Source organism: Paenibacillus shunpengii (genome assembly GCF_042684905.1).
Taxonomy (GTDB): Bacteria; Bacillota; Bacilli; order Paenibacillales; family Paenibacillaceae; genus Paenibacillus; species Paenibacillus shunpengii.
Genome location: NZ_JBHUMJ010000002.1, coordinates 1,175,056 through 1,194,931, shown reverse-complemented (window position 1 = coordinate 1,194,931; position 19,876 = coordinate 1,175,056). Strand labels below are relative to the sequence as shown.

Annotated in this window: 18 protein-coding genes; 7 read left to right on the top strand and 11 right to left on the bottom strand. The window is 45.6% G+C overall.

Features of this window, described 5'->3' with window-relative positions:
* Positions 1 to 1,359, top strand: coding sequence for an MATE family efflux transporter (locus ACFSVM_RS05655; protein WP_090723099.1), 1,359 nt, complete (start codon positions 1 to 3; stop codon positions 1,357 to 1,359).
* Positions 1,360 to 1,437: 78 nt separating this feature from the next.
* On the opposite strand, the gene pfkA is transcribed toward ACFSVM_RS05655, so the two are convergent.
* Together pfkA and ACFSVM_RS05645 are read right to left on the bottom strand one after the other, a co-directional pair.
* A complete protein-coding gene (pfkA, locus tag ACFSVM_RS05650) occupies positions 1,438 to 2,409 on the bottom strand; it encodes a 6-phosphofructokinase (protein WP_076311352.1) in 972 nt (323 codons plus the stop codon).
* A gap of 23 nt (positions 2,410 to 2,432) precedes the next feature.
* Positions 2,433 to 3,461: a tetraprenyl-beta-curcumene synthase family protein gene (locus ACFSVM_RS05645; RefSeq protein WP_076312528.1), complete on the bottom strand. Its 1,029-nt coding sequence runs from the start codon at positions 3,459 to 3,461 to the stop codon at positions 2,433 to 2,435.
* Positions 3,462 to 3,812: 351 nt separating this feature from the next.
* Between ACFSVM_RS05645 and ACFSVM_RS05640 the strand changes: the two genes are divergently transcribed.
* Positions 3,813 to 5,150, top strand: a complete 1,338-nt coding sequence (locus ACFSVM_RS05640; protein WP_090723101.1) for a multi antimicrobial extrusion protein MatE — start codon at positions 3,813 to 3,815, stop codon at positions 5,148 to 5,150.
* A 136-nt stretch (positions 5,151 to 5,286) separates the two neighbouring features.
* Here the strand turns inward: ACFSVM_RS05640 and ACFSVM_RS05635 are convergent, their stop codons facing one another.
* Positions 5,287 to 5,484 carry a cold shock domain-containing protein gene (locus tag ACFSVM_RS05635; RefSeq protein ID WP_047909861.1) on the bottom strand — a complete coding sequence of 66 codons (198 nt, stop codon included), beginning with the start codon at positions 5,482 to 5,484 and terminating at the stop codon, positions 5,287 to 5,289.
* A gap of 163 nt (positions 5,485 to 5,647) precedes the next feature.
* On the opposite strand from ACFSVM_RS05635, the gene ACFSVM_RS05630 reads away from it, so the two are divergent.
* The 4 genes from ACFSVM_RS05630 to ACFSVM_RS05615 all read left to right on the top strand — a co-directional run bounded on the left by ACFSVM_RS05630 (position 5,648) and on the right by ACFSVM_RS05615 (position 9,212).
* Positions 5,648 to 5,881: a hypothetical protein gene (locus ACFSVM_RS05630; RefSeq protein WP_076311354.1), complete on the top strand. Its 234-nt coding sequence runs from the start codon at positions 5,648 to 5,650 to the stop codon at positions 5,879 to 5,881.
* A 6-nt stretch (positions 5,882 to 5,887) separates the two neighbouring features.
* The gene (locus tag ACFSVM_RS05625; protein WP_076311355.1) at positions 5,888 to 6,070 is read left to right on the top strand and encodes a hypothetical protein; all 183 of its coding nucleotides are present in this window, start codon (positions 5,888 to 5,890) and stop codon (positions 6,068 to 6,070) included.
* A gap of 237 nt (positions 6,071 to 6,307) precedes the next feature.
* A complete protein-coding gene (gene pepF, locus ACFSVM_RS05620) occupies positions 6,308 to 8,098 on the top strand; it encodes an oligoendopeptidase F (protein WP_090723102.1) in 1,791 nt (596 codons plus the stop codon).
* Between the two features lie 76 nt (positions 8,099 to 8,174).
* Positions 8,175 to 9,212, top strand: coding sequence for a M42 family metallopeptidase (locus tag ACFSVM_RS05615; RefSeq protein ID WP_076311357.1), 1,038 nt, complete (start codon positions 8,175 to 8,177; stop codon positions 9,210 to 9,212).
* A 128-nt stretch (positions 9,213 to 9,340) separates the two neighbouring features.
* Here ACFSVM_RS05615 and ACFSVM_RS05610 read toward each other — a convergent pair whose 3' ends face one another.
* The 8 genes from ACFSVM_RS05610 to hemE form a co-directional block, all read right to left on the bottom strand.
* Positions 9,341 to 10,279 (bottom strand): hypothetical protein, encoded by a 939-nt coding sequence (locus tag ACFSVM_RS05610; RefSeq protein WP_090723104.1) that lies wholly within the window; start codon positions 10,277 to 10,279, stop codon positions 9,341 to 9,343.
* A gap of 27 nt (positions 10,280 to 10,306) precedes the next feature.
* Entirely contained in the window at positions 10,307 to 12,235 is a 1,929-nt protein-coding gene (locus tag ACFSVM_RS05605) for an ABC-F family ATP-binding cassette domain-containing protein (RefSeq protein ID WP_090723105.1), read from the bottom strand.
* Between the two features lie 91 nt (positions 12,236 to 12,326).
* Positions 12,327 to 13,142 carry a DUF92 domain-containing protein gene (locus ACFSVM_RS05600; protein WP_379260822.1) on the bottom strand — a complete coding sequence of 272 codons (816 nt, stop codon included), beginning with the start codon at positions 13,140 to 13,142 and terminating at the stop codon, positions 12,327 to 12,329.
* A 169-nt stretch (positions 13,143 to 13,311) separates the two neighbouring features.
* On the bottom strand, positions 13,312 to 13,938 hold the full coding sequence (locus tag ACFSVM_RS05595; protein ID WP_076312529.1) for a fumarylacetoacetate hydrolase family protein: 627 nt from the start codon (positions 13,936 to 13,938) through the stop codon (positions 13,312 to 13,314).
* Between the two features lie 33 nt (positions 13,939 to 13,971).
* Positions 13,972 to 14,724, bottom strand: a complete 753-nt coding sequence (locus ACFSVM_RS05590) for a glycerophosphodiester phosphodiesterase (RefSeq protein WP_379260821.1) — start codon at positions 14,722 to 14,724, stop codon at positions 13,972 to 13,974.
* 23 nt (positions 14,725 to 14,747) lie between these two features.
* Entirely contained in the window at positions 14,748 to 16,121 is a 1,374-nt protein-coding gene (locus ACFSVM_RS05585; RefSeq protein WP_379260819.1) for a CapA family protein, read from the bottom strand.
* Between the two features lie 216 nt (positions 16,122 to 16,337).
* Positions 16,338 to 17,282: a ferrochelatase gene (gene hemH, locus ACFSVM_RS05580; protein WP_076311363.1), complete on the bottom strand. Its 945-nt coding sequence runs from the start codon at positions 17,280 to 17,282 to the stop codon at positions 16,338 to 16,340.
* 27 nt (positions 17,283 to 17,309) lie between these two features.
* On the bottom strand, positions 17,310 to 18,368 hold the full coding sequence (gene hemE / locus ACFSVM_RS05575; protein WP_076311364.1) for a uroporphyrinogen decarboxylase: 1,059 nt from the start codon (positions 18,366 to 18,368) through the stop codon (positions 17,310 to 17,312).
* Between the two features lie 258 nt (positions 18,369 to 18,626).
* On the opposite strand from hemE, the gene ACFSVM_RS05570 reads away from it, so the two are divergent.
* A complete protein-coding gene (locus tag ACFSVM_RS05570; RefSeq protein ID WP_076311365.1) occupies positions 18,627 to 19,832 on the top strand; it encodes an MFS transporter in 1,206 nt (401 codons plus the stop codon).
* The last annotated feature ends 44 nt before the right edge of the window (positions 19,833 to 19,876 follow it).

Sequence of the window (19,876 nt, the reverse complement as noted above, 5' to 3'; positions counted from 1 at the left end):
ATGAAACCAACACTTAACAATGCTCAAAAGTGGAAACAATTCTTCGTTATATTGCTTCCCATACTCATTACCCAAATCTCATTATCGGCCATGACGTTCTTTGACACGAACATGTCCGGACATTTTAGTCCGGTGGATCTGGCCGGCGTTGCCATCGGAAGCAGTCTGTGGATACCAATTCAAACAGGCCTCAGCGGTATCTTATTGGGCATCACCCCGATTGTTTCCCAGCTTGTGGGGAGTGGTGAGAAAAATAAAGTCCGGTACAATGTAATACAGGCGCTGTATCTTGCTGGCGCTCTCGGAATCGTGGTCATTGCCGCCGGCATGATCCTGCTGAATCCCGTTCTTCAGTTTATGAACCTAGAGCAACGGGTCGAGGATGTCGCCTTCTATTACCTGTTTGCCATGGCCTTCGGTATCGTTCCCTTATTCGGGTACACGGTACTCCGAAATTACATGGATGCTTTGGGACAAACTCGAATTACAATGATGATTACCCTGATTTCATTACCCGTCAACATTTTACTGAACTATGTGCTCATCTTTGGAAATTTAGGTGTTCCTCAGTTTGGTGGGATTGGTGCCGGTATTGCTTCGGCAGTCACCTATTGGGTTATTTTTATCATTTCTATCTTTTTTGTCCACCGGGTTGAGCCGTTTGCTCAATATGGTATATTTCGTGAACGGCACAAAATTTCTATTCAGAAATGGAAAGAATTAACGCAGATTGGAGTGCCCATTGGATTTGCTATTTTTTTTGAAACTTCGATCTTCTCTGCTGTTACCCTGCTAATGAGCCGATTTGACACGAATACGATAGCAGCACATCAGGCTGCCTTGAATTTTGCTTCAACTCTATATATGCTCCCACTGAGCATCAGCATGGCTTTAACGATACTTGTCGGATATGAAGTCGGGGCACAACGGGCAAAGGATGCGAGAACATACAGCAGGATCGGCATCGGGTCAGCGATCATACTATCACTTGTCACAGCAGTCATTCTGATGGTATTCGGCGAACAAGTGGCTCGAATATATTCTACCGAAAGAACCGTCATTGAACTAATACAGCCTTTTCTTGTTTATGCCATTTTCTTTCAAATTTCGGATGCAGTGGCGACACCGGTTCAAGGTGCTTTGCGTGGATATAAGGACGTGAATCCTGCATTTTTCATCACACTAGTCGCTTATTGGCTGATCGGACTGCCTGTCGGACATCTGACAGCTACCTATACAGAATTAGGGCCATACGGGTACTGGATCGGATTAATCGCAGGGCTCGCGGTAGGTGCTGCAGCTCTAATGTGGAGATTGATCGCCGTTCAGCTTAAGTTCAGCACACAGAAGAATCGTTAAATTTATAAACCTTAATCAAAAAAAGCTGACTCGTTGATACCTGCAGAGGTAATTCGAATCAGCTTTTTTATTGATGTGTTATTGAGAAAGACGAATGGCTAGCTCATACATGTCCATATCAATAGAGCTCTTTGTATTAACAACAAGGTCGATATCCGTAAGCGTCAATTGATTATTAATAATACCACAAGCCTTGTCCGATTCGCCCTCAATCAGCTTACGTACAGCAAAATCACCTAATTTGCTTGCAAGATTGCGGTCAAACGGAGTCGGAGTACCACCACGCTGAATGTGTCCAAGCACCGTAACACGCGGCTCATAAGATGGGCAGCGAGCCATAATCTCTTTGGCTACATCCTCACCTTTACCCACACCCTCGGCAACAATAATGATACTGTGGCGCTTACCGTGCTCAAAATTCGACTGCATACGCTGAGCAACCTCATCCATATCGAACGGAACTTCAGGTACGAGGATGGTTTCTGCACCCGAAGCAAGTCCTGCATGCAGCGCAATATCACCGCAATGACGTCCCATAACCTCAACAATGGAGGAGCGTTCATGAGAACTCATCGTATCACGCAGCTTGTTCACTGCATCCACTACAACGCTGACGGCTGTATCGAAACCGATCGTATAATCTGTAAAAGAAATATCATTATCGATCGTGCCTGGAAGTCCCATTGTTTTGATGCCCAGCTTACTCAGCTTGTTAGCACCTTGATAAGAGCCGTCACCACCGATAACGATGAGGCCATCAATACCACGCGAGCGCAAAACATCCGCACCCTTCTGCTGGCCTTCAAGCGTCATAAATTCTTTACAGCGAGCGGATTGAAGAATTGTTCCTCCACGCTGAATGATATCACCTACACTGCGCAGATCCATCGGGAATATGTCATTGTTCAGCAGGCCCTGGTAACCACGCTGGATACCAAAAACCTCTAAACCATAATACAGACCGCTGCGAACAACAGCACGAACGGCTGCGTTCATCCCTTGCGAATCTCCTCCACTTGTCAATACTGCGATTCTTTTGACTGCTGTCATTGATGACTTCCTCCTCTTAATTCTCAATACATATGTTTACGAATCCATTTGGAATTGGCTAGAAAAAAGCGCCTTGTGACAGGGCTGTTCTTCAGCAATCTTTTGGATACGGAACGAACTTCCTGCTGCTCACTGACTTTAGGATCAGATAAATACAGGGCAAGCAGCCCTTCTATGATCATACGATGAAAAGAGCTTGCAGGGATAGCTGAAACATCCTCCTGCGCCTTATCAACAATGTAGGCAATACGCTCGATCATCTCATTCTCACTTTCGTAATAATTACAAAAGTTCAAATCACCGCCCTGCCTGTCTTCTTCCTGATCAATCAAATAATCCAGCATGATGTGCAGTCCCGTCACATGCGGAAAATAAGAGGCATGTATGGAGGATGCTCCATCATCATCAAGATGCGGGTCTGAAGCAGCAAGGAATAGCATGAATACTCCCAGTGTGGAACCCGTAGCTGCTGCAAATTCATTCCAGTTCAGCTCAGGTGTGCGGTGCTTGTGAAGCTCCCACCATTCAAGCAGCGCTTTCTCGCGAAGCTCGGGATGAATGTGCTTGTACACCTGCAGATCTACATACAGACCGGCTAGATCCGTTACATACGATTGCGCTTGATTGTAACCTGGCAGCTTCTTTATGCAGGATTGGCAGGTAAGTACTAGGCTATGCAAATATCCGTCATCTACCTGTTCGTCACGCAAAGCGTAATAGTTCGTCAGCTCTGCTTCAGGATTAACCGCATCAAGCATTGATTTATGTAACAGCCTGAAGTCTCCTTCATCCATGGAAGTGCTCCGATCACATAAGTTGTCCAGGTAGTCACTAATCGTCTGATAAGAAACAATAAGAGGAATGAGCACATTCCGCATTGGCAAGTTAACAGCTGCATAAATGGAGCCGCCCTCACAGTGGAACTGTTTGCTTGCTATGCTTGCAAGCGCTTGGGTTCTAAGCTCTTGGTCAGGAATTTGTTCTGCTCTCGTCTTTATTAGTTTAAGCTCTTTTCTTGCTTCAGGCAGTATATATTTATACACCCGATTCATCAATCCGATGGGCCCCCGTGGAACATTGCGATTATGTTGTTTTTGTTTAATCAAATAACGGTGCCTCCACTATGTTATCTACATATTCATACCTGTTCAAACCACTTTCATTATAATATGACATGTGAATTTGTACAAATAAACGATAGGAAAAAGTCCATATTACCATATAAAGCGAATACATTTTTTAGAAACAATAGGTCGCAAAATCCATACCGCTTCTTATTCTATAAATGAAAACGCATAACTCATGCATTGGGGGTTCGAAAATGAAGTATCAAAATTAGGTTGTCGCCGTGACTATTTATGATATAATTTCCATATTTCAATGTAAAAAGGAGTTTACACAACATGTCATCCGATGAACCCCTGTCGTGGAGAAGACTGCTCGCTTTCTTCATTCCTCTAGGAATATCAGCCTCTCTTGTGACCATCTCTCATGTCATTATTAACAGCACACTGGCGAGATCCGACCAAGCCGAGGTCGTCATTGCAAGTTATGCACTGGCTGGAAGTTTGCTCGCAGTTACCGAACGGCCCTCTACCTTATTGCGCCAAACATGCTCCGCACTGGTCAGGGACCGGCTTTCTTTTCAGGCCCTCATTTATGTAACCAAAATCTTTCTTGCAGCTGTGCTGCTGCTTGGCGGTGCTATCGTATACACACCTATAGGAACCTCAATCTTCAAGTACTTGTTTGGTGTGGATAAAGCTCTGCTCGAACCGGTTATCCAGGTCTATCAAATTCTCATGTTTGTCAGCATTTTCTCAGTTATACGCAATATCTATCAAGGCGTTATTATTACTAATAACAAGACCAAATGGCTGACGATCGGAATGATAATTCGGCTCGCTGGCATGTATTCATTATCGCTGTACTTTATATGGACCGATTCAGTAACCAGCGGTACAGTGGGTGCGATTATTTTCGCCGCAGGCATGCTTATCGAAGCCGCAGTCAGCTATCTGGAAGGACGTAAAATAGTACAGCACATGCCGGAACAAATAGAAGAGCATCACATTAAGACGAAGGGACAGGTATTCTATTTCTATAAGCCGCTGCTCTTATCCAGTCTTGTCGCTATGTTTATAGGCCCCATCATTAATATCATGCTTGGAAAAACCGAGGGCATCGCCCTGGCGATCTCCTCATTCGCTATTGCAGGGAGCATCATGCAGCTCATGCTGAGCTTCTTCACCTATATTCATCAGATCGTACTGAATTTCTACAATGCTTATCCTAGAAAGGTAAATCAGTTTGCCCTTACAATGGGATTCATTCCATTTCTCTTAACTTTGACGGTTGCCTACACCCCGCTGGGTCCTTGGTTTCTTGAACATGCAATGAATGTTCGCGGTGAGCTGCTCGAGGAGAGCCTGCGCACTTTACGGGCCTTTATTTCGTTCACACTCATCACACCGTTCCTGGATTACAGTAATGGGCTCATCCTGCTGCGGGGACAAACCAAGACCATGTTCCGATCGCAGACAGCCAATGCCATCTGCACAACGATCGTGCTCATTATCCTCGTTCTTGCCGCTCCAGGGCTGAACGGTGTTATAGGCGCTGTCGCTCAATCCACCGGCCTGCTTGCAGAACTGCTGATCGTATGGATGGTTATTCGCCGAACGAATCGCGAGCCCAGCTTACAATCAAAATCATCACCGAACAAATCCATAGATGCTTAATCACATAGATGTGAAGATTGTGTGAATAAAATCACAGCAAAGACCAAAAAAGCACAGTCCCCCAAGTGGGGAACTGTGCTCTCAATTTTCGCTTTCATACAAACTTGTATAAGAAATCCGGTAACCGGAACAATTCTTACAGTTTGATTACGTTAGCTGCTTGAGGACCACGGTTGCCTTCAGTGATTTCGAATTCTACCGCTTGACCTTCTTCCAAAGTTTTGAAACCGTCACCTTGGATTGCTGAGAAGTGAACGAATACATCGTCTCCGCCTTCTACTTGAATGAAGCCATAACCTTTTTCTGCATTAAACCATTTAACTGTACCTTTCAAATGAACAACCTCCTAAAAATGCCGCCATCTATGGCGAATATCTACATTATACTTTATTGATTTTTACTTTGCAATTAAACTTTTTCGGTTTCCGTAAAATAATTTGCTTTGGCATCAAGGGTAAGGTATCATTTTACCAAAACCGCAAATTGGAGAAATGCACATGATTAAAAAACATCAAATATACAAAAAAGACAAGTGGAATATGATGACTGTAGAGGTTCAGGGACGTTACCTCGTTCTTCGTGAAATCTCAGATCAATGGGGCGAGGAAACCCACACCTTTATGAGCAGACCCGCACTTATGCAATGGGCTGAGAACCGTTTTCCTAAGGAGAACTATACAGATAATGAAGAAGAATGGATCGAGATTATGAAAGCCTTCAAAGAGGTGTAACTATAAATGGATGTTGGCATGAGCTATGTCATTTTTATTGTTGCGGCCTTCTTGCTGGGCTTTGTCATTATCACGAAGAGAGACAGTATACCCGATAAGCTGCGGCGACCGCTTGCCATCGCTGCCTTGTTAATGGTCGTGCTCGCTTTTATCCTCATTGTATACAGCATGGTATCACTCGGGAGCTAACCTCTGAATTTCAGATTGGTCATATACATAAGCTCCCTTTCAAATATTTCAGTATCATGTCGGTCATACTAAGCGTTAGTGCCTTAATTATAAGGAGGATACGCTTTAGTGAATGCGAGAAGAACCATCTCCATTGCTGTCATTGCTGCATGCATCTTGTCTCAGACCGCTTCAGCCTATGCACAGACTGACCGACCTGAACCGTCGTTATCGTATAATCATCAAAGGAGGATGAATATGAGTAAAGTGTTAAAACGCAGTGAAGTACCTGTAGAGAACCAGTGGAAACTAAGTAATATTTTCGAGAGTCAAGCTGCCTGGGACAAGGAATATGAAGAAGTCAAGAAGCTGGCTCAGCAGGCTGGGGAATATCAAGGGAAGCTGAATAATGAGAACAGCATAAAGTCCTGCTTCGAGCTGGAGGATGACATTTCACTCAAGACCGAGCGTTTGTACGTGTACGCTCATATGCATCATGATGAAGATACAGCCGATCCTACATATCAATCCCTTCTGCAAAAAGCAAAAAAATTAAGTGTTCAGGTCAGCGAGTCCCTGTCGTTTGTTGTGCCGGAAATTCTGGCGCTGCCCGAGGATCAACTAGACGCATTTATTGCCAGCCCTACACTCAAACCATTTAAATTTACGCTCGTTGAGATGAAACGTGAGAAGGCACATGTTCTCTCCAAGACAGAGGAAGCGCTGCTTGCACAAGTCGGCAACCTGTCTCAGGCACCGCAAACGATCTTTGGCATGCTGAACAATGCAGATATGAAATTTCCGAAGATCAAGGATGAGAACGGCAATGAAGTGGATCTCACTCACGGCAGCTACATTCAGTTTCTTGAGAGCCCAAATAGGGAAGTCCGGGAACGCGCATTCAAGGCAGTGTACAGCACCTACGCCAAGAACAAGAATACAATTGCCGCTACACTGAATGCGAATGTAAACAAAAATATATTCTATTCCACAGTACGTAAATATCCTTCCGTCATGGAAATGTCTCTATACGGGGACAACATTCCGAAGGAAGTGTATACGAACCTGATCGATACCATTCATGAGAGTCTGCCCCTTCTGCATCGTTATATGAATTTGCGTAAAAAGCTGCTGGGTACCGACGATCTCCATATGTATGATCTGTTCGCACCACTGGTCGAGGAATACAAGATGGACATCACCTATGATGAAGCCAAGAAAACAGTTAAAGAAAGTCTGAAGCCGCTTGGAGAAGAGTACTTGACTGCACTTCAGGAAGGCTATGATAACGGCTGGATCGACGTATATGAGAATGAGAACAAACGTACAGGTGCATACAGCTGGGGTGCTTACGGCACTCACCCTTACGTGCTGCTGAATCATAAGGATAATCTGAACAGCATGTTTACTCTGACGCATGAGATGGGTCATGCGCTGCACTCCTATTTCTCAGACAAAGCTCTGAAATACAGAGATGCACAGTACACCATCTTCCTTGCAGAGGTCGCTTCTACAACAAATGAGGCATTGCTAATGGATTATCTCCTTAACAAATCAACAGATCCCAAAGAGAAGCTGTATCTGCTGACCTATTATGCGGATCAATTCCGTACTACGGTGTTCCGTCAAACGATGTTTGCTGAATTTGAGAAAATCATTCATGAGCGGGCAGAACAAGGGGAATCTCTGACTCCTCAATTGCTGTCTGAAATATACTATGATCTGAACAAAAAGTACCATGGTGAAGGAATGGTCGTGGACCAGGATATTGAGATGGAATGGGCTCGTATTCCTCACTTCTATACCAGCTTCTACGTTTATAAATACGCAACAGGCTTCTCAGCAGCGACCAGCTTTGCGAAGCAAATTCTAGAAGAAGGCGAGCCGGCTGTTGATCGCTATCTTGGCTTCCTGAAGAGCGGCGGCAGTGACTATTCAATCAATATTCTGGAGAAAGCCGGCGTAGATATGTCCTCTCCAGAGCCAATTCGTGAAGCTATGACTGTGTTCGAAGATGTTATATCGCAAATGGAGCAGCTTACTAAATAAAGCTTCAATCCTATGATCCCTTGCCCATAACGGCAAGGGATTTGATTATGTACACATGAAGGAGAGATCTCGGACGATGACAATTCAAATGAATGAGCAATACACACTGGATTTGTTAAAAAAGCTGTTGGAGACACCTAGTCCAAGCGGCTTTACTCACCACATTATGGAGCTGATGGAAGCCGAAACAAAAAGTTTAGATGCCGCTTATGAAAGAAATGCCAAAGGTGGACTCATCATTACTATGCCTGGAGAAGACAACAGTCGTACCATCGCGCTAAGTGCACATGTAGATACGCTAGGCGCAATGGTCCGTTCGGTTACAAATCACGGCACACTGAAGCTCACTTCAATCGGAGGCTTCATGATGCAATCCATTGAAAATGAATACTGTCAAATTCATACTCGCAGCGGTAAAGTATACACCGGTACTATTATGTCTACTCAGCCATCCGTACACGTGTACAGTGGAGCAAGAGATTTCAAACGTGAAGAGAGCGTAATGGAAATTCGAATTGATGAAGTGGTCGAGAGTAAACAGGATGTGCTTCAGCTCGGAATCGCGGTGGGTGATTTCATTTCTTTTAACCCCCGTGTAGAATTCACACCTAGCGGTTATATCAAATCCAGACATCTTGACGATAAAGCCAGTATCGCTGCCTTGTTTGCCCTGCTTGAATCCACAAAGCGTGAAGGCTGGAAGCCTCGGCATCAGGTTAAATTACTGATCAGCAATTACGAAGAAGTCGGACATGGAACGGCTTATATCCCTTCGGATATCGACGAGATGATTGCGGTTGACATGGGTGCGATGGGTGACGATTTAAGCTGTAAGGAGACCGATGTATCCATCTGTGCCAAGGACTCCTCCGGTCCATATGATTATGAGATGACGACCCGTCTGATCGAGCTGGCTAAGAGTGCCGACATTCCATATGCCGTGGATATTTACCCTCACTATGGTTCTGATGCATCTGCTGCACTGCGTGGAGGCAACAATATACGAGCAGCTCTGGTTGGTCCAGGTGTACATGCTTCTCATGCGATGGAGAGAACGCATAAGCAGGCTGTTCTGAATACAGCCCGACTCCTAGGAGCATACATTACCAGCTAATTGGATATACCAGAACAAATTCATTCATTCGTTAAAATAGAAGGACTCGCCGCAGACCTGTCTTGGGTCTATATCGGCGAGTCCTTCTTAAATATAACTAAATTGGTCTCATCATCAGCAGCTGCCGGCTATTCAGCCTCTTCAACAAAGCTTCTTCGCTCCTGCTGCAACTTATCAAGTTCAAGCTTGAGACTGTCTCTTGTGGAAGATAGGGACGACAGGACACGTTCAACCTCCCTCACGCCCCGGCCAACCTGCTCTTTACCTTCATTAATTTTATTTTGTACCAGCCAATCTGTGAAGAAGCCATCCAGAAAATAATCAGCAAAGCTCAGCATACCGTCAATCTTTAACTGACCTTGAATGGATAGATCTACATCTCTCAGCTCTTCCTGAAACTCACGCAAATGATATTGTGCAGAATGCACATGAGATTCAGCTTCATCCACACGACTATGCTTAATATAGGTCGAGAATGCTCCCCCGCCGAGCATATCATAGGTTCCCCAATTTCCGGCGGAACGGAGTGCTTCCTCAGCCTCATGAAGACTATGCAGCACTCTATGTCCTGCCCTCTCTGCTTCATCAACCTCTTTGATCTGACCCTTCAGCTTAGCTTCGTGCTCAAGCGAGGTTAGAATGAACGGAGAGGTATCCAGCAGGGTATCCTGCTTCTTATTCATCAGCTGCTCATATTCCTGCTCCCAGTTCTGCCACTCTGACAATGCGGCCAGCTCTTCGCTTGCGACTGTCATTTGCTGACGGATGTTGTTCAAGGCATGGACAGCTTCGTCATACCGTCCTTTGCTCTCGAGAAGCTCAGCCTCTTCCTTTTCCAGCCTTTGCTCTTTTTTTCCTACAATGCTGTAGAATACAGAAGAAATTGAGGTACGAGTCAGCGCATCTACATCCTTTTGTTCTGCAGCCAGATGCACTTTACGTTCTGCCACCAACTCTTCTTTTTGCTGCTCAAGCTCTCTCAAATGGTCAAGTCTGGAATTCCATTTAGACAAGAGCCTTCCCTTTTCCTTCAGAAATGCCAGTCGCTCATTCACTTCCTGGTACATAGACTCCTCCTGTTCGATATCCGTCGTTTACTTCTTGCTAAGCTCAATTTGCTCCGCAAGCTCATTAAGATAAGTCCAGCGTTCCATCAAGTATTCAAGATGCCCCTCTGTTTCGGCCTGCTCTTTCATAAGCTCCTGAAGCCTGGAAGCATCACTGAATGCTTCCTCCATCTGTGCAGTAATCTCCTCAAGCTTACGTTCAGTCTCCTCAATCTGGCTGTCTATGAGTTCATATTCACGTTGTTCCTTGAAGCTGAATTTCAGCTTCACTTTAGGGGGCTCTGGTGCAGCTGACGAAGATGAATCGGGCTTCACTGCCTCTTCCTTTTTGCCAATCGGCTTTTGCTGATTGTGTGCGTTTTTAGACAGCCACTCGGCATATTCCGAATAGTTCCCTACATGCACGCGTACCTGACCTTCTCCTTCGAAAGCAAGGACTTTATCTACCGTCCGGTCAAGGAAATACCGGTCATGGGATACCACGAATACAACACCCGGAAAATCATCCAGATACGCCTCAAGCACACTTAGCGTTTGAATATCCAGATCATTCGTCGGCTCATCCAAGAGCAGAACGTTAGGCGCAGACATTAACACACGGAGCAGATACAAACGGCGCTTCTCTCCTCCGGATAATCTTGAAATGTAAGTCCATTGAGCCGCAGGAGGGAATAAGAATCGTTCCAGCATCTGTGCAGCAGTAATCGTCTCCCCTTCTCCGGTTCGGATCACTTCTGCTTCTTCTTTGATGTATTCAATGACCCTCAGATTCTCATCCATCTCCTGATGTTCTTGAGTGAAATAGCCCAGCTTGACGGTAGGCCCAAGGATGATCTCACCGGCATCCGGCTGAATTCCACCTGCAATCATATTCAGCAGCGTAGATTTACCGGTTCCATTAGGGCCCACGATGCCAACACGATCCCCTGGCACCGCAATATAGCTAAGGTTCTCTACCAGCTTCTTGTGCTCTGTACGCTTGGTCAAGCCTTCAATTTCAAGAATTTTCTTGCCGAGCCGGGTTGATGCCACAGACATCTCCAGATTACCTGAACGCTGTACACCCTCCTGATCCTTTAACTGTTCATACCGGTCAATTCTTGCCTTCTGCTTCGTCGTTCTTGCCTTAGCTCCTCTGCGGATCCACGCGAGCTCATTTCGCAGTAAATTCTGGCGCTTCTGTTCAGAAGACGCTTCTCTTTCTTCACGCTCTGCCTTGAGCTCAAGAAACCTGGTGTAATTCGCTTCATAACGAAACAAACGGCCATAATCCAGCTCCAGCATCACATTAGCCACACGATCAAGGAAGTAACGATCATGCGTAATCATGAGTAGTGCACCGCGGCGCTTCTGCAAGTACTGTTCGAGCCATTCCACTGAATCATTATCAATGTGGTTCGTTGGCTCATCCAGAATGAGCAGATCCGAAGGATGGATAAGTGCCGCCGCCAGAGCTACTCTTTTGCGCTGTCCACCAGATAATGAGCCCATTCTCGCATCATATTGCGTAATCCCCAGCTTGGATAGAATGGTTTTTGCCTCACTCTCAAGCTGCCAGGCATCATAGGCTTCCATTTGCTCACTCCGCTTTGTAAGCCGCTGAAGTAAAGCCTCATCGCTCGGTTTGAGCGCGAGCAGCTCCATCGTTTCCATATAATCACGAACGGCTTGCATTTGAGGTGTATCCCCTTGAAACACTTGCTGCAGAACAGTCATATCTGAATCGAAGTCGGGATTTTGGGCAAGCATTTGAACCCTTACTTGATTACCAATCGCAATATTTCCTTCATCCGGCTGTTCAAGCCCCGCAATAACGCGAAGAAAGGTCGATTTACCTGTGCCGTTAACACCTACAATCCCAATCTTGTCCTGATCGCTCATTCCAAAGGATGCATTCTTGAAGAGAATTTTCTCTCCATAGCTTTTAGATAAATTCTCAACTGTCATTATATTCATATCTATGTCCCTACTCTTTTCTATGGATGGAATCCGTTTCTTTTAATACCTAATGATTCGATGATAAAACACAACTTGTACCTGATGAAATTTATAGTAATAACCATCCCAGCAGGATGGCGATACCTCCACCGATGAGTGAGCTGAACAGATTGACCAGGTCATTACTCATCCAGTTGAGCCCCTTGCCCCGCACAGTATTCTGTCCGCAATGATGATGAACTTCTACATCCTTGCTACAGACATTACAGTGATACATGCGCTGAATGGTCGCTCCCATCAGAGAATCGGCATACGCTCCTATGAAGCCGGATACCACTCCGATGATCGCAAATGCGATAAGTGCAGTCAATGAACCCTCTGCTCCAGAGCTTAATACCAGAAACAGATAAGCACATCCCCCAATCATTAGAGCTCCAGCTGCGGCAGCTGCATTCCCCTTTACGGTGACACCACCCGATGACCCCGGAGGAATAATCTTCCATGTTCTCACTGAACGAGGAGGCTTGGAGCTTAAGCTGCCGATCTCCGTTGCCCAGGTATCTGCCGTAACAGTCGCCATGATGCCGATAAAGGCATATATCCAAACCGGATCGGGAAATATGGCGTGCAGCAGAACCAGCACCATCCCAAGCCCGCCGTTCGCAAGTACTTGACCTGCATCCCGATTTCCTGTCTTTGCATACGATTGTTCGAGCTCCTGCTTCTCCCGCTTCTTGTACTTGGATAGTACCGTCGACGTTATAAAGAAGAGAAGCAGCGTTCCAAACCACATGAGATCGCCTGCCCCATAATACACGGCACCCATGATAACCGCAGCTATGCTGCCCGATAAAGTGAGCGACCGCTTGTAATATGCAGCACCGGCGACAAGGAATGCACACAGCGTTCCAATAATCCAATCCATCTGCCGTCTCCTGATTCTATAGTTATTTTAAATATAGTATACCATGTGCAGCCCGTGATATAGACAAAAAGACACGTCATATACAATCCTGAGGAGGATTAGATAAGCGTGTCTATAACTTCTTACAAGGATAACACAATAATTTCTTTAATTATTTCATAATTGTGCATTAATAACGAACGATCACACTTCCCTTAGCTTCATCTGCCCAGGTCAACTCCAGTCGATCTCCTGGCTCAACAGGACCAACACCAGCCGGAGTTCCTGTAAATATAATATCCCCCGGTCCGAGTCCATAATGTTCGGATAGATAATCCGCTATATTTTGAATGGTAAAAATCATGTCGCGAATGTTTCCGCGCTGCACTTCTTCCCCGTTCTTATTCAGTGTAAATTCGAAATCGGTTAAAGACTGAATAGATTGGACAGGCTCGAATTTGGAGATCGGAGCTGAATTTTTAAATCCCTTTGCTGCTGTCCATGGATGACCTTTTTGTTTGATCACAGACTGTACATCACGCAGTGTAAAGTCGATTCCGAAAGCATAAGCGTCGATGACTTCATCAACATTTATACCGGGAGTATGGTCTGCTCCAATTCTCACAACCAGCTCTGCCTCATAATGGATCTCACCTCGGCCCCCTGGAAGAGTAAGCTCTTGATCTTCCATCAGAACGACCGCATGGGAGGGCTTCATAAATATCATAGGTTCGTCAGGTACTGCATTTCCTAGTTCTTCGGCGTGCAGGCGATAGTTGCGGCCAACACAATAGACATTTCTGATCTGTGAATTCATCTTCATCGTAATCCTTTCGCCTTAATGTCTAATTTAAGATTTAAACCATTTCATTGCTTTTTTAGCAAAAGCCTTTTGCCATAATTCCGGATTGTTCGTACACAACATAATATCCTGATCTATTACTGCCAAATTGCGCATAATTCTGGACGAATCTACGGTCCAGGCCATGACATCAATTCCGCTTTTTTTCATGTCGCTTATGAGCTGCTTATTCACATGAGGATAACCTATAGACAGCAGATCACATTTAAGCTCAATAAGTTGACGTGCAAGATCGGGCGGATATGCATTAATGATAAGTCCTGTTCGAGCAAACCGATGAATTAACTTTACTTTAACAAGTGATCTGCGGTCAAATGAAGTAATCACATAATCTGCTTCGTTCCATCTGCCGAACAGCTCCCTTAACACTGCTGCTGGCATGTGAGGATACATATCCCCCGTCGTCTTGAGCTCAATATTCAGCTTGACCCTTCCCCTTGTCCGCTCCAATACTTCAGCCAGAGTTGGAATTCGTTCGCCCGCGTATTTCTTCGACTTCCAGCTGCCTGCATCCAGCTGTTTAAGCTCGTGCAAGGTCATGTCCTTCACAAACCCCTTGCCGTTTGTCGTTCGCTCGAGCCGATAATCATGGATGACAACAGGATAGCCGTCCCGGGATAGCTGAACATCCAGCTCGATCCATTGAACCTGCGCCTGCTCCATTGCAAGCTCAAAGGCAGCCATCGTATTCTCCGGAGCAAGTGAGGAATAACCACGGTGTGCTACACAAGGATTGTTCATCTCCATCTCCTTACACCTATAATTTAATCTGCTGCCGATATGGAGCCATCTGCTCCTACCTTTACGTCAAACGATCTGAGCTCCAGCTCTTTCAAAAGAGCAGCCCCATCCTTATTCTCCATAGGGACCGGCTGCCCCAGCTCGGCATGATAAGGGGTGGCCTTCATCGTGCAGGCCCCATTCTTCTGGCAGCGGGCCTGGAATACGGCGGTTCTCCATGTCTCCTCATTTGTGGATCTTGAGAATATAAAATTGCCTGTACTGTAAGCAATCCATTTTCCTTTATAAGATTCCAGTCCCTGCAATACGTGAGGGTGTCCGCCAATGACCAGATCTGCACCTGCATCAATAAATTCATGTCCCAGCTGTGTTTGGATATCGTTTGGCATCGTCTGACGCTCCTCGCCCCAATGAGACATGACAATGACGAGGTCAGCCTCTTTTCTCGCTTGCCCTATCGCCTTAACAGCATCTGTACTATTATATGCATCTGCAACACCTGGTTTTCCTGATTCAGCTCGCCAGCTTGCTTCAGGAATAACTCTTGTGAAGCCGAGCAGTGCTATGCGCATTCCCTTGACCTCATAATAGACGGGAGCATAGGCAGTCTTGCGATCCAATCCAGCACCAACATAATTTATTTGATAATCCTTCAAATATTTGAGTGTATCGGCAAGTCCTGCCTGCCCTTGATCCAATATATGATTGTTTGCCAGATTAACGATGTCCACTCCTGCTTCCTTCATCGCTTCAAGGGCCTTAGGAGAGGATTTGTACACGTAAGATTTGCCGAGTGCCGCCTCTCCTCCTGTTGTCACCGGTGTTTCCAGATTGATGAACGTAAGATCATCGTTCTTAAAAAGATTGCCTAGATGAAGGTATGGATAATCAAAGCCTTCTCTCTCAAGCAATTCCTCGACTTTACCTGAGAACTGCACATCACCCGCAAAGCTCATAACGACGAATTCACCATCCGCAGGTTCAGCAGACTTATCGACAGAATCACCTTCGCCAGTCTTCGGGTCTGATTGCTCTTCAGCTTGCTCGGCGGTCGAGGAAGTCGTATCCTCTGAAGCTTCATTCAGCTCCTTATCTTCTGATGATGAAGTGTTCGAATTATCCTCTTCGGATTCAGATGAGGCCCTCTCTCTGTTGTCAACCTCTGCTGTATTCCCAGTCTCATTCGACTCCTGCTCATCCTGGTTCTCTTCACTACTGGATAAGGATACGCCCGGATCTTCCGCAGGACCTGTCAGACCCCCTACTGAATTAAAGTATATGATAATACCTGCGATACATAAAATAAGGACAACGTTCAATGTAACCCACATTTTGCTTCTTCTGCGCTGTTTCGCTTTTTTCGCAGCCGAATGCTTCTCTGATCTTGACGGCAGCATACTCTCTCCTTCTACTTATTCCTGTTCTTAATGAATCAATTAATTCTAATAAAATCCAAATCTATTATACCAGTAAAAGGATATTTCTTGAATCCGGCTATATACTCAGGCTGACGATAGATCAGCAATAAAAAAGAGCCTGCATCCGGAGTGGATGCAAGCCCTCATAGTCTAGCAGACCTTTTATAAAAGCTCCCTACAGTATTATCTAAGAGCTCAGTTTATTCCTTGCCATGATTTAATGACACAGTCACTCAGCGTCTCCATATACAATGGATCATTGTTAAGTGAATCGATCCGCATTAGACGCATATCGAGCTCCTTCGCGATCGCTTTCGCTTCAATATCCAGATCGTACAGCACTTCAAGATGATCAGATACAAAACCTACCGGTGCCACGAGAACATCCTCAACCTGTTCCTTGCTCAGCACCTGCAGGGTGTCGAGAATATCTGGTCCGAGCCATGGGGTAGCTGTCTGACCGGCACTCTGCCATGTAAACTGCCAGTTCTCTATACCTGCCTGCTTGGCAACTGCCTTGGAGGTTTCCAGCAGCTGCTCCGGGTATGGATCTCCCATCTCTACAATCTTCTCCGGCAGACTGTGCGCACTAAACAGAACGCGAACCGAATCGCGCTTCGCTCCTGCTTCTTCAAATTGATCGAGCTTCGCACTAACGCGTATAGACAATGCTTCAATCAGCTTCGGATGCAGATGATAGGATTCTACAAAGCTCATTTCAATCCCATGCTCTTCAGCCTTCGCTTGTGCTCTTTTGATATAGGACCCAATGCTCATCATAGAGTAGTGAGGGGCTAGAACGATACCTACCGCTCTCTTAATGCCGTCCTTAGCCATTGCATCCACACCATCTTCAATGAACGGACTTGCATGCTTTAAGCCTTGATAACATCGGAATTCTACCCCGGAGGCTCTCTCATCCTGCGCTAACGTCTTCTCAAGGGATTCCACCTGATTGTTCGTATGCTCGCGGAGAGGGAAGACCCCGCCGACGATGGCTTCATATCGCTCCGTAAGTTCGCGAAGCTGCTCCTCAGATGGCTTATTGCCTCTTCTAATATGTGTATAATAAGCTTCTATATCTTCCATACTTTGTGGTGTGCCATACGACATGACAAGCACGCCTACTTGGTTGCTCATAGTAATTCCCACCTTGTCTCTATATGTTTATAGGTGTGCATTCTGAACCTTCAGCGCTTCAGCTGAGTATTCGTGCACATAATCTGTCAGCTCCTTGAGCTTGTCAATAGAAGCCTCGGGAAACAGACCATGCCCCAGATTAAATATGTATCCAGGCTGCTGAATTCCTTCGTCAATAATAGTTTTTGCATACTTCTTAATGACTTCAATAGGTGCTGTAAGTACGTAAGGATCGAGATTCCCTTGAACAGCGAACTTATTCCCCAGTCTTCTTCGACCTTCATTAATGGACACTCTCCAATCCAAGCCCACTACATTTGCCTTGATGTCTGAAAGTGTAGGAAGCAGCTCGCCCGAGCTGACGCCTGGAAAATAAATTTTCGGAACGTCCAGATCAGATAATTCTTCGAAGATGCGCGTAATGGTTGGCAGGACGTAAATTTGGAAATCGGCAGGAGACAAGGCCCCAACCCAGCTGTCAAATACCTGGAATGCTTTACCGCCATTCTGAATCTGATGCCTTACATAAGTAATAACCATATCGCCGAGCTTATCCATTAATTGAAACCAAACTGCTGGTTCGCTGTACATCATTTCTTTGGTTCGAATGTACCCCTTTGAAGGGCGGCCTTCGATCAAATAGCTGGCAATGGTAAACGGTGCGCCGGCAAAAGTGATGAGAGGAACCGTGAGCTCCTTATCCAGAATACGTATCGTCTCCATAATGTGCGACAAATCCTGTTCAACATTAATTGGACGAAGCTTCTCTACATCGGCTGAAGAACGGATCGGGTTGTGAATAACAGGACCTACATCCTTCACAATATCAAAATCAATACCGATGGAAGCGACCGGATTCATAATATCTGAATATAAAATTGCCGCGTCTACTCCCAATTTACGTACAGGCATGAGGGTTACTTCTGCAGCGAGCTCCGGCTGCTTGCAAATCTCAAGTAAAGTGTACTTCTCTTTGACCTTGCGGTATTCGGGATCGTAACGCCCAGCTTGTCTCATATACCATACGGGAAGCTGATCTACAGGCTGCTTATACCCTGCTCTAATAAACCTATCGTTATATGCCATTTCTTGGCCTCCAATAATGTCGTTTCTTTAATTTCCATTATGCCCTTTTTAAAACCAGCTAACAAGTAAGCGAAATCGAACATCCATTGACAATTGGATGAAGGTTCCCTTAAGCAAATGAATGCAATCTGAAGAACCGATAAAGCAATGATTCATCAAGTACCGCACAAAAACCACTCTTCCTGTAGTGTGTTATACTAAAATAATGGCAACAATTGAACCGTACGTAAGCGGCAGAAAGGAAGTGACCCTCATCAATTGAAATCATGGAAAATTAACCTTATCGTGCTATGGTTCGGACAATTTCTAGTAAATGCCGGCATGACAATGGTTACTCCCTTTCTATCATTATACCTTGCCCAGGATTTGGGAGTAACCGGTGAACGTGAGATCGGACTGTGGGCGGGATTTATCTTTGCAGCCAATTTTGTTACCTCCTTTATATTTCAGCCCCTATGGGGTAAGCTTGCTGACAAATACGGCCGCAAAATCATGCTGCTGCGCTCAGGCTTTGGCATGGCCATTGTTATTACCCTCATGGGTTTTGCACAAAACCCATGGCATTTGCTGTTTCTTAGATTACTGAACGGAACAATCTCAGGCTTCAATCCGGCAGCCGTCGCACTGATTTCGGGAACGACACCAAAAGACCGAATGGGATTTGCCATGGGAACTGTTCAATCAGGTCAGGTTGCTGGAACTATTCTGGGCCCCTTAATCGGTGGCATATTAGCTGACCTCGTGGGCTTTAGACCTATTTTCTATATCACAGGCATTCTGATCTTCTCTGCTTCACTGCTTGCATTGTTTCTTGTCAGAGAGAACTTTGACCGTGAAGAGGCTGCACAATTGCCAGCACAGACGGTACTGGGAGGACTGCACCAGCTGACCAAAACGCCTCAGCTGCCGGCGCTGTTCGCCGTCACCTTCTTGCTGCAATTTGCTATGATCAGTCCCATGTCTTTGCTTCCGCTATATGTACTTCACCTGCATGGTACGGTAGAGAATCTCGCCTTCTTTGCGGGGATGGTCAGCGCTGTTGCAGGCATATCCAATATGATCGCTTCACCCCTCCTTGGGAAGCTGAGTGACAAGATCGGTTCGCATCGAATACTTACCTTTGCCCTTATCGGAGCAGCCTTGACCCTGATACCTCAAGCTTTTGTACAAAATGTCGGTCAGCTGATCGTGATTCGTTTCTTAATGGGCATATTTATGGGCGGCCTTCTGCCAAGTGTCAATTCCTTGATTCGTTCCTATACACCGGACGGAATGGAGAGCCGTGCGTTCGGGTTCAACAGCAGCACTTTGGCGTTAGGAAATATGATAGGTGCTGTAGCAGGCGGCTTCTTATCAGGCTTTATAGGCATTGAAGGCTTGTTCATCATCTCGGGCTCGCTTCTGTTGGTCAATGTGATCTGGGTGCGGATGAAGCTGTACTCACGGAAAAAGTCATCTGTATAGCAGAGCATCAAACATAGCTATTTATCAAAAAAAGACATTCTACC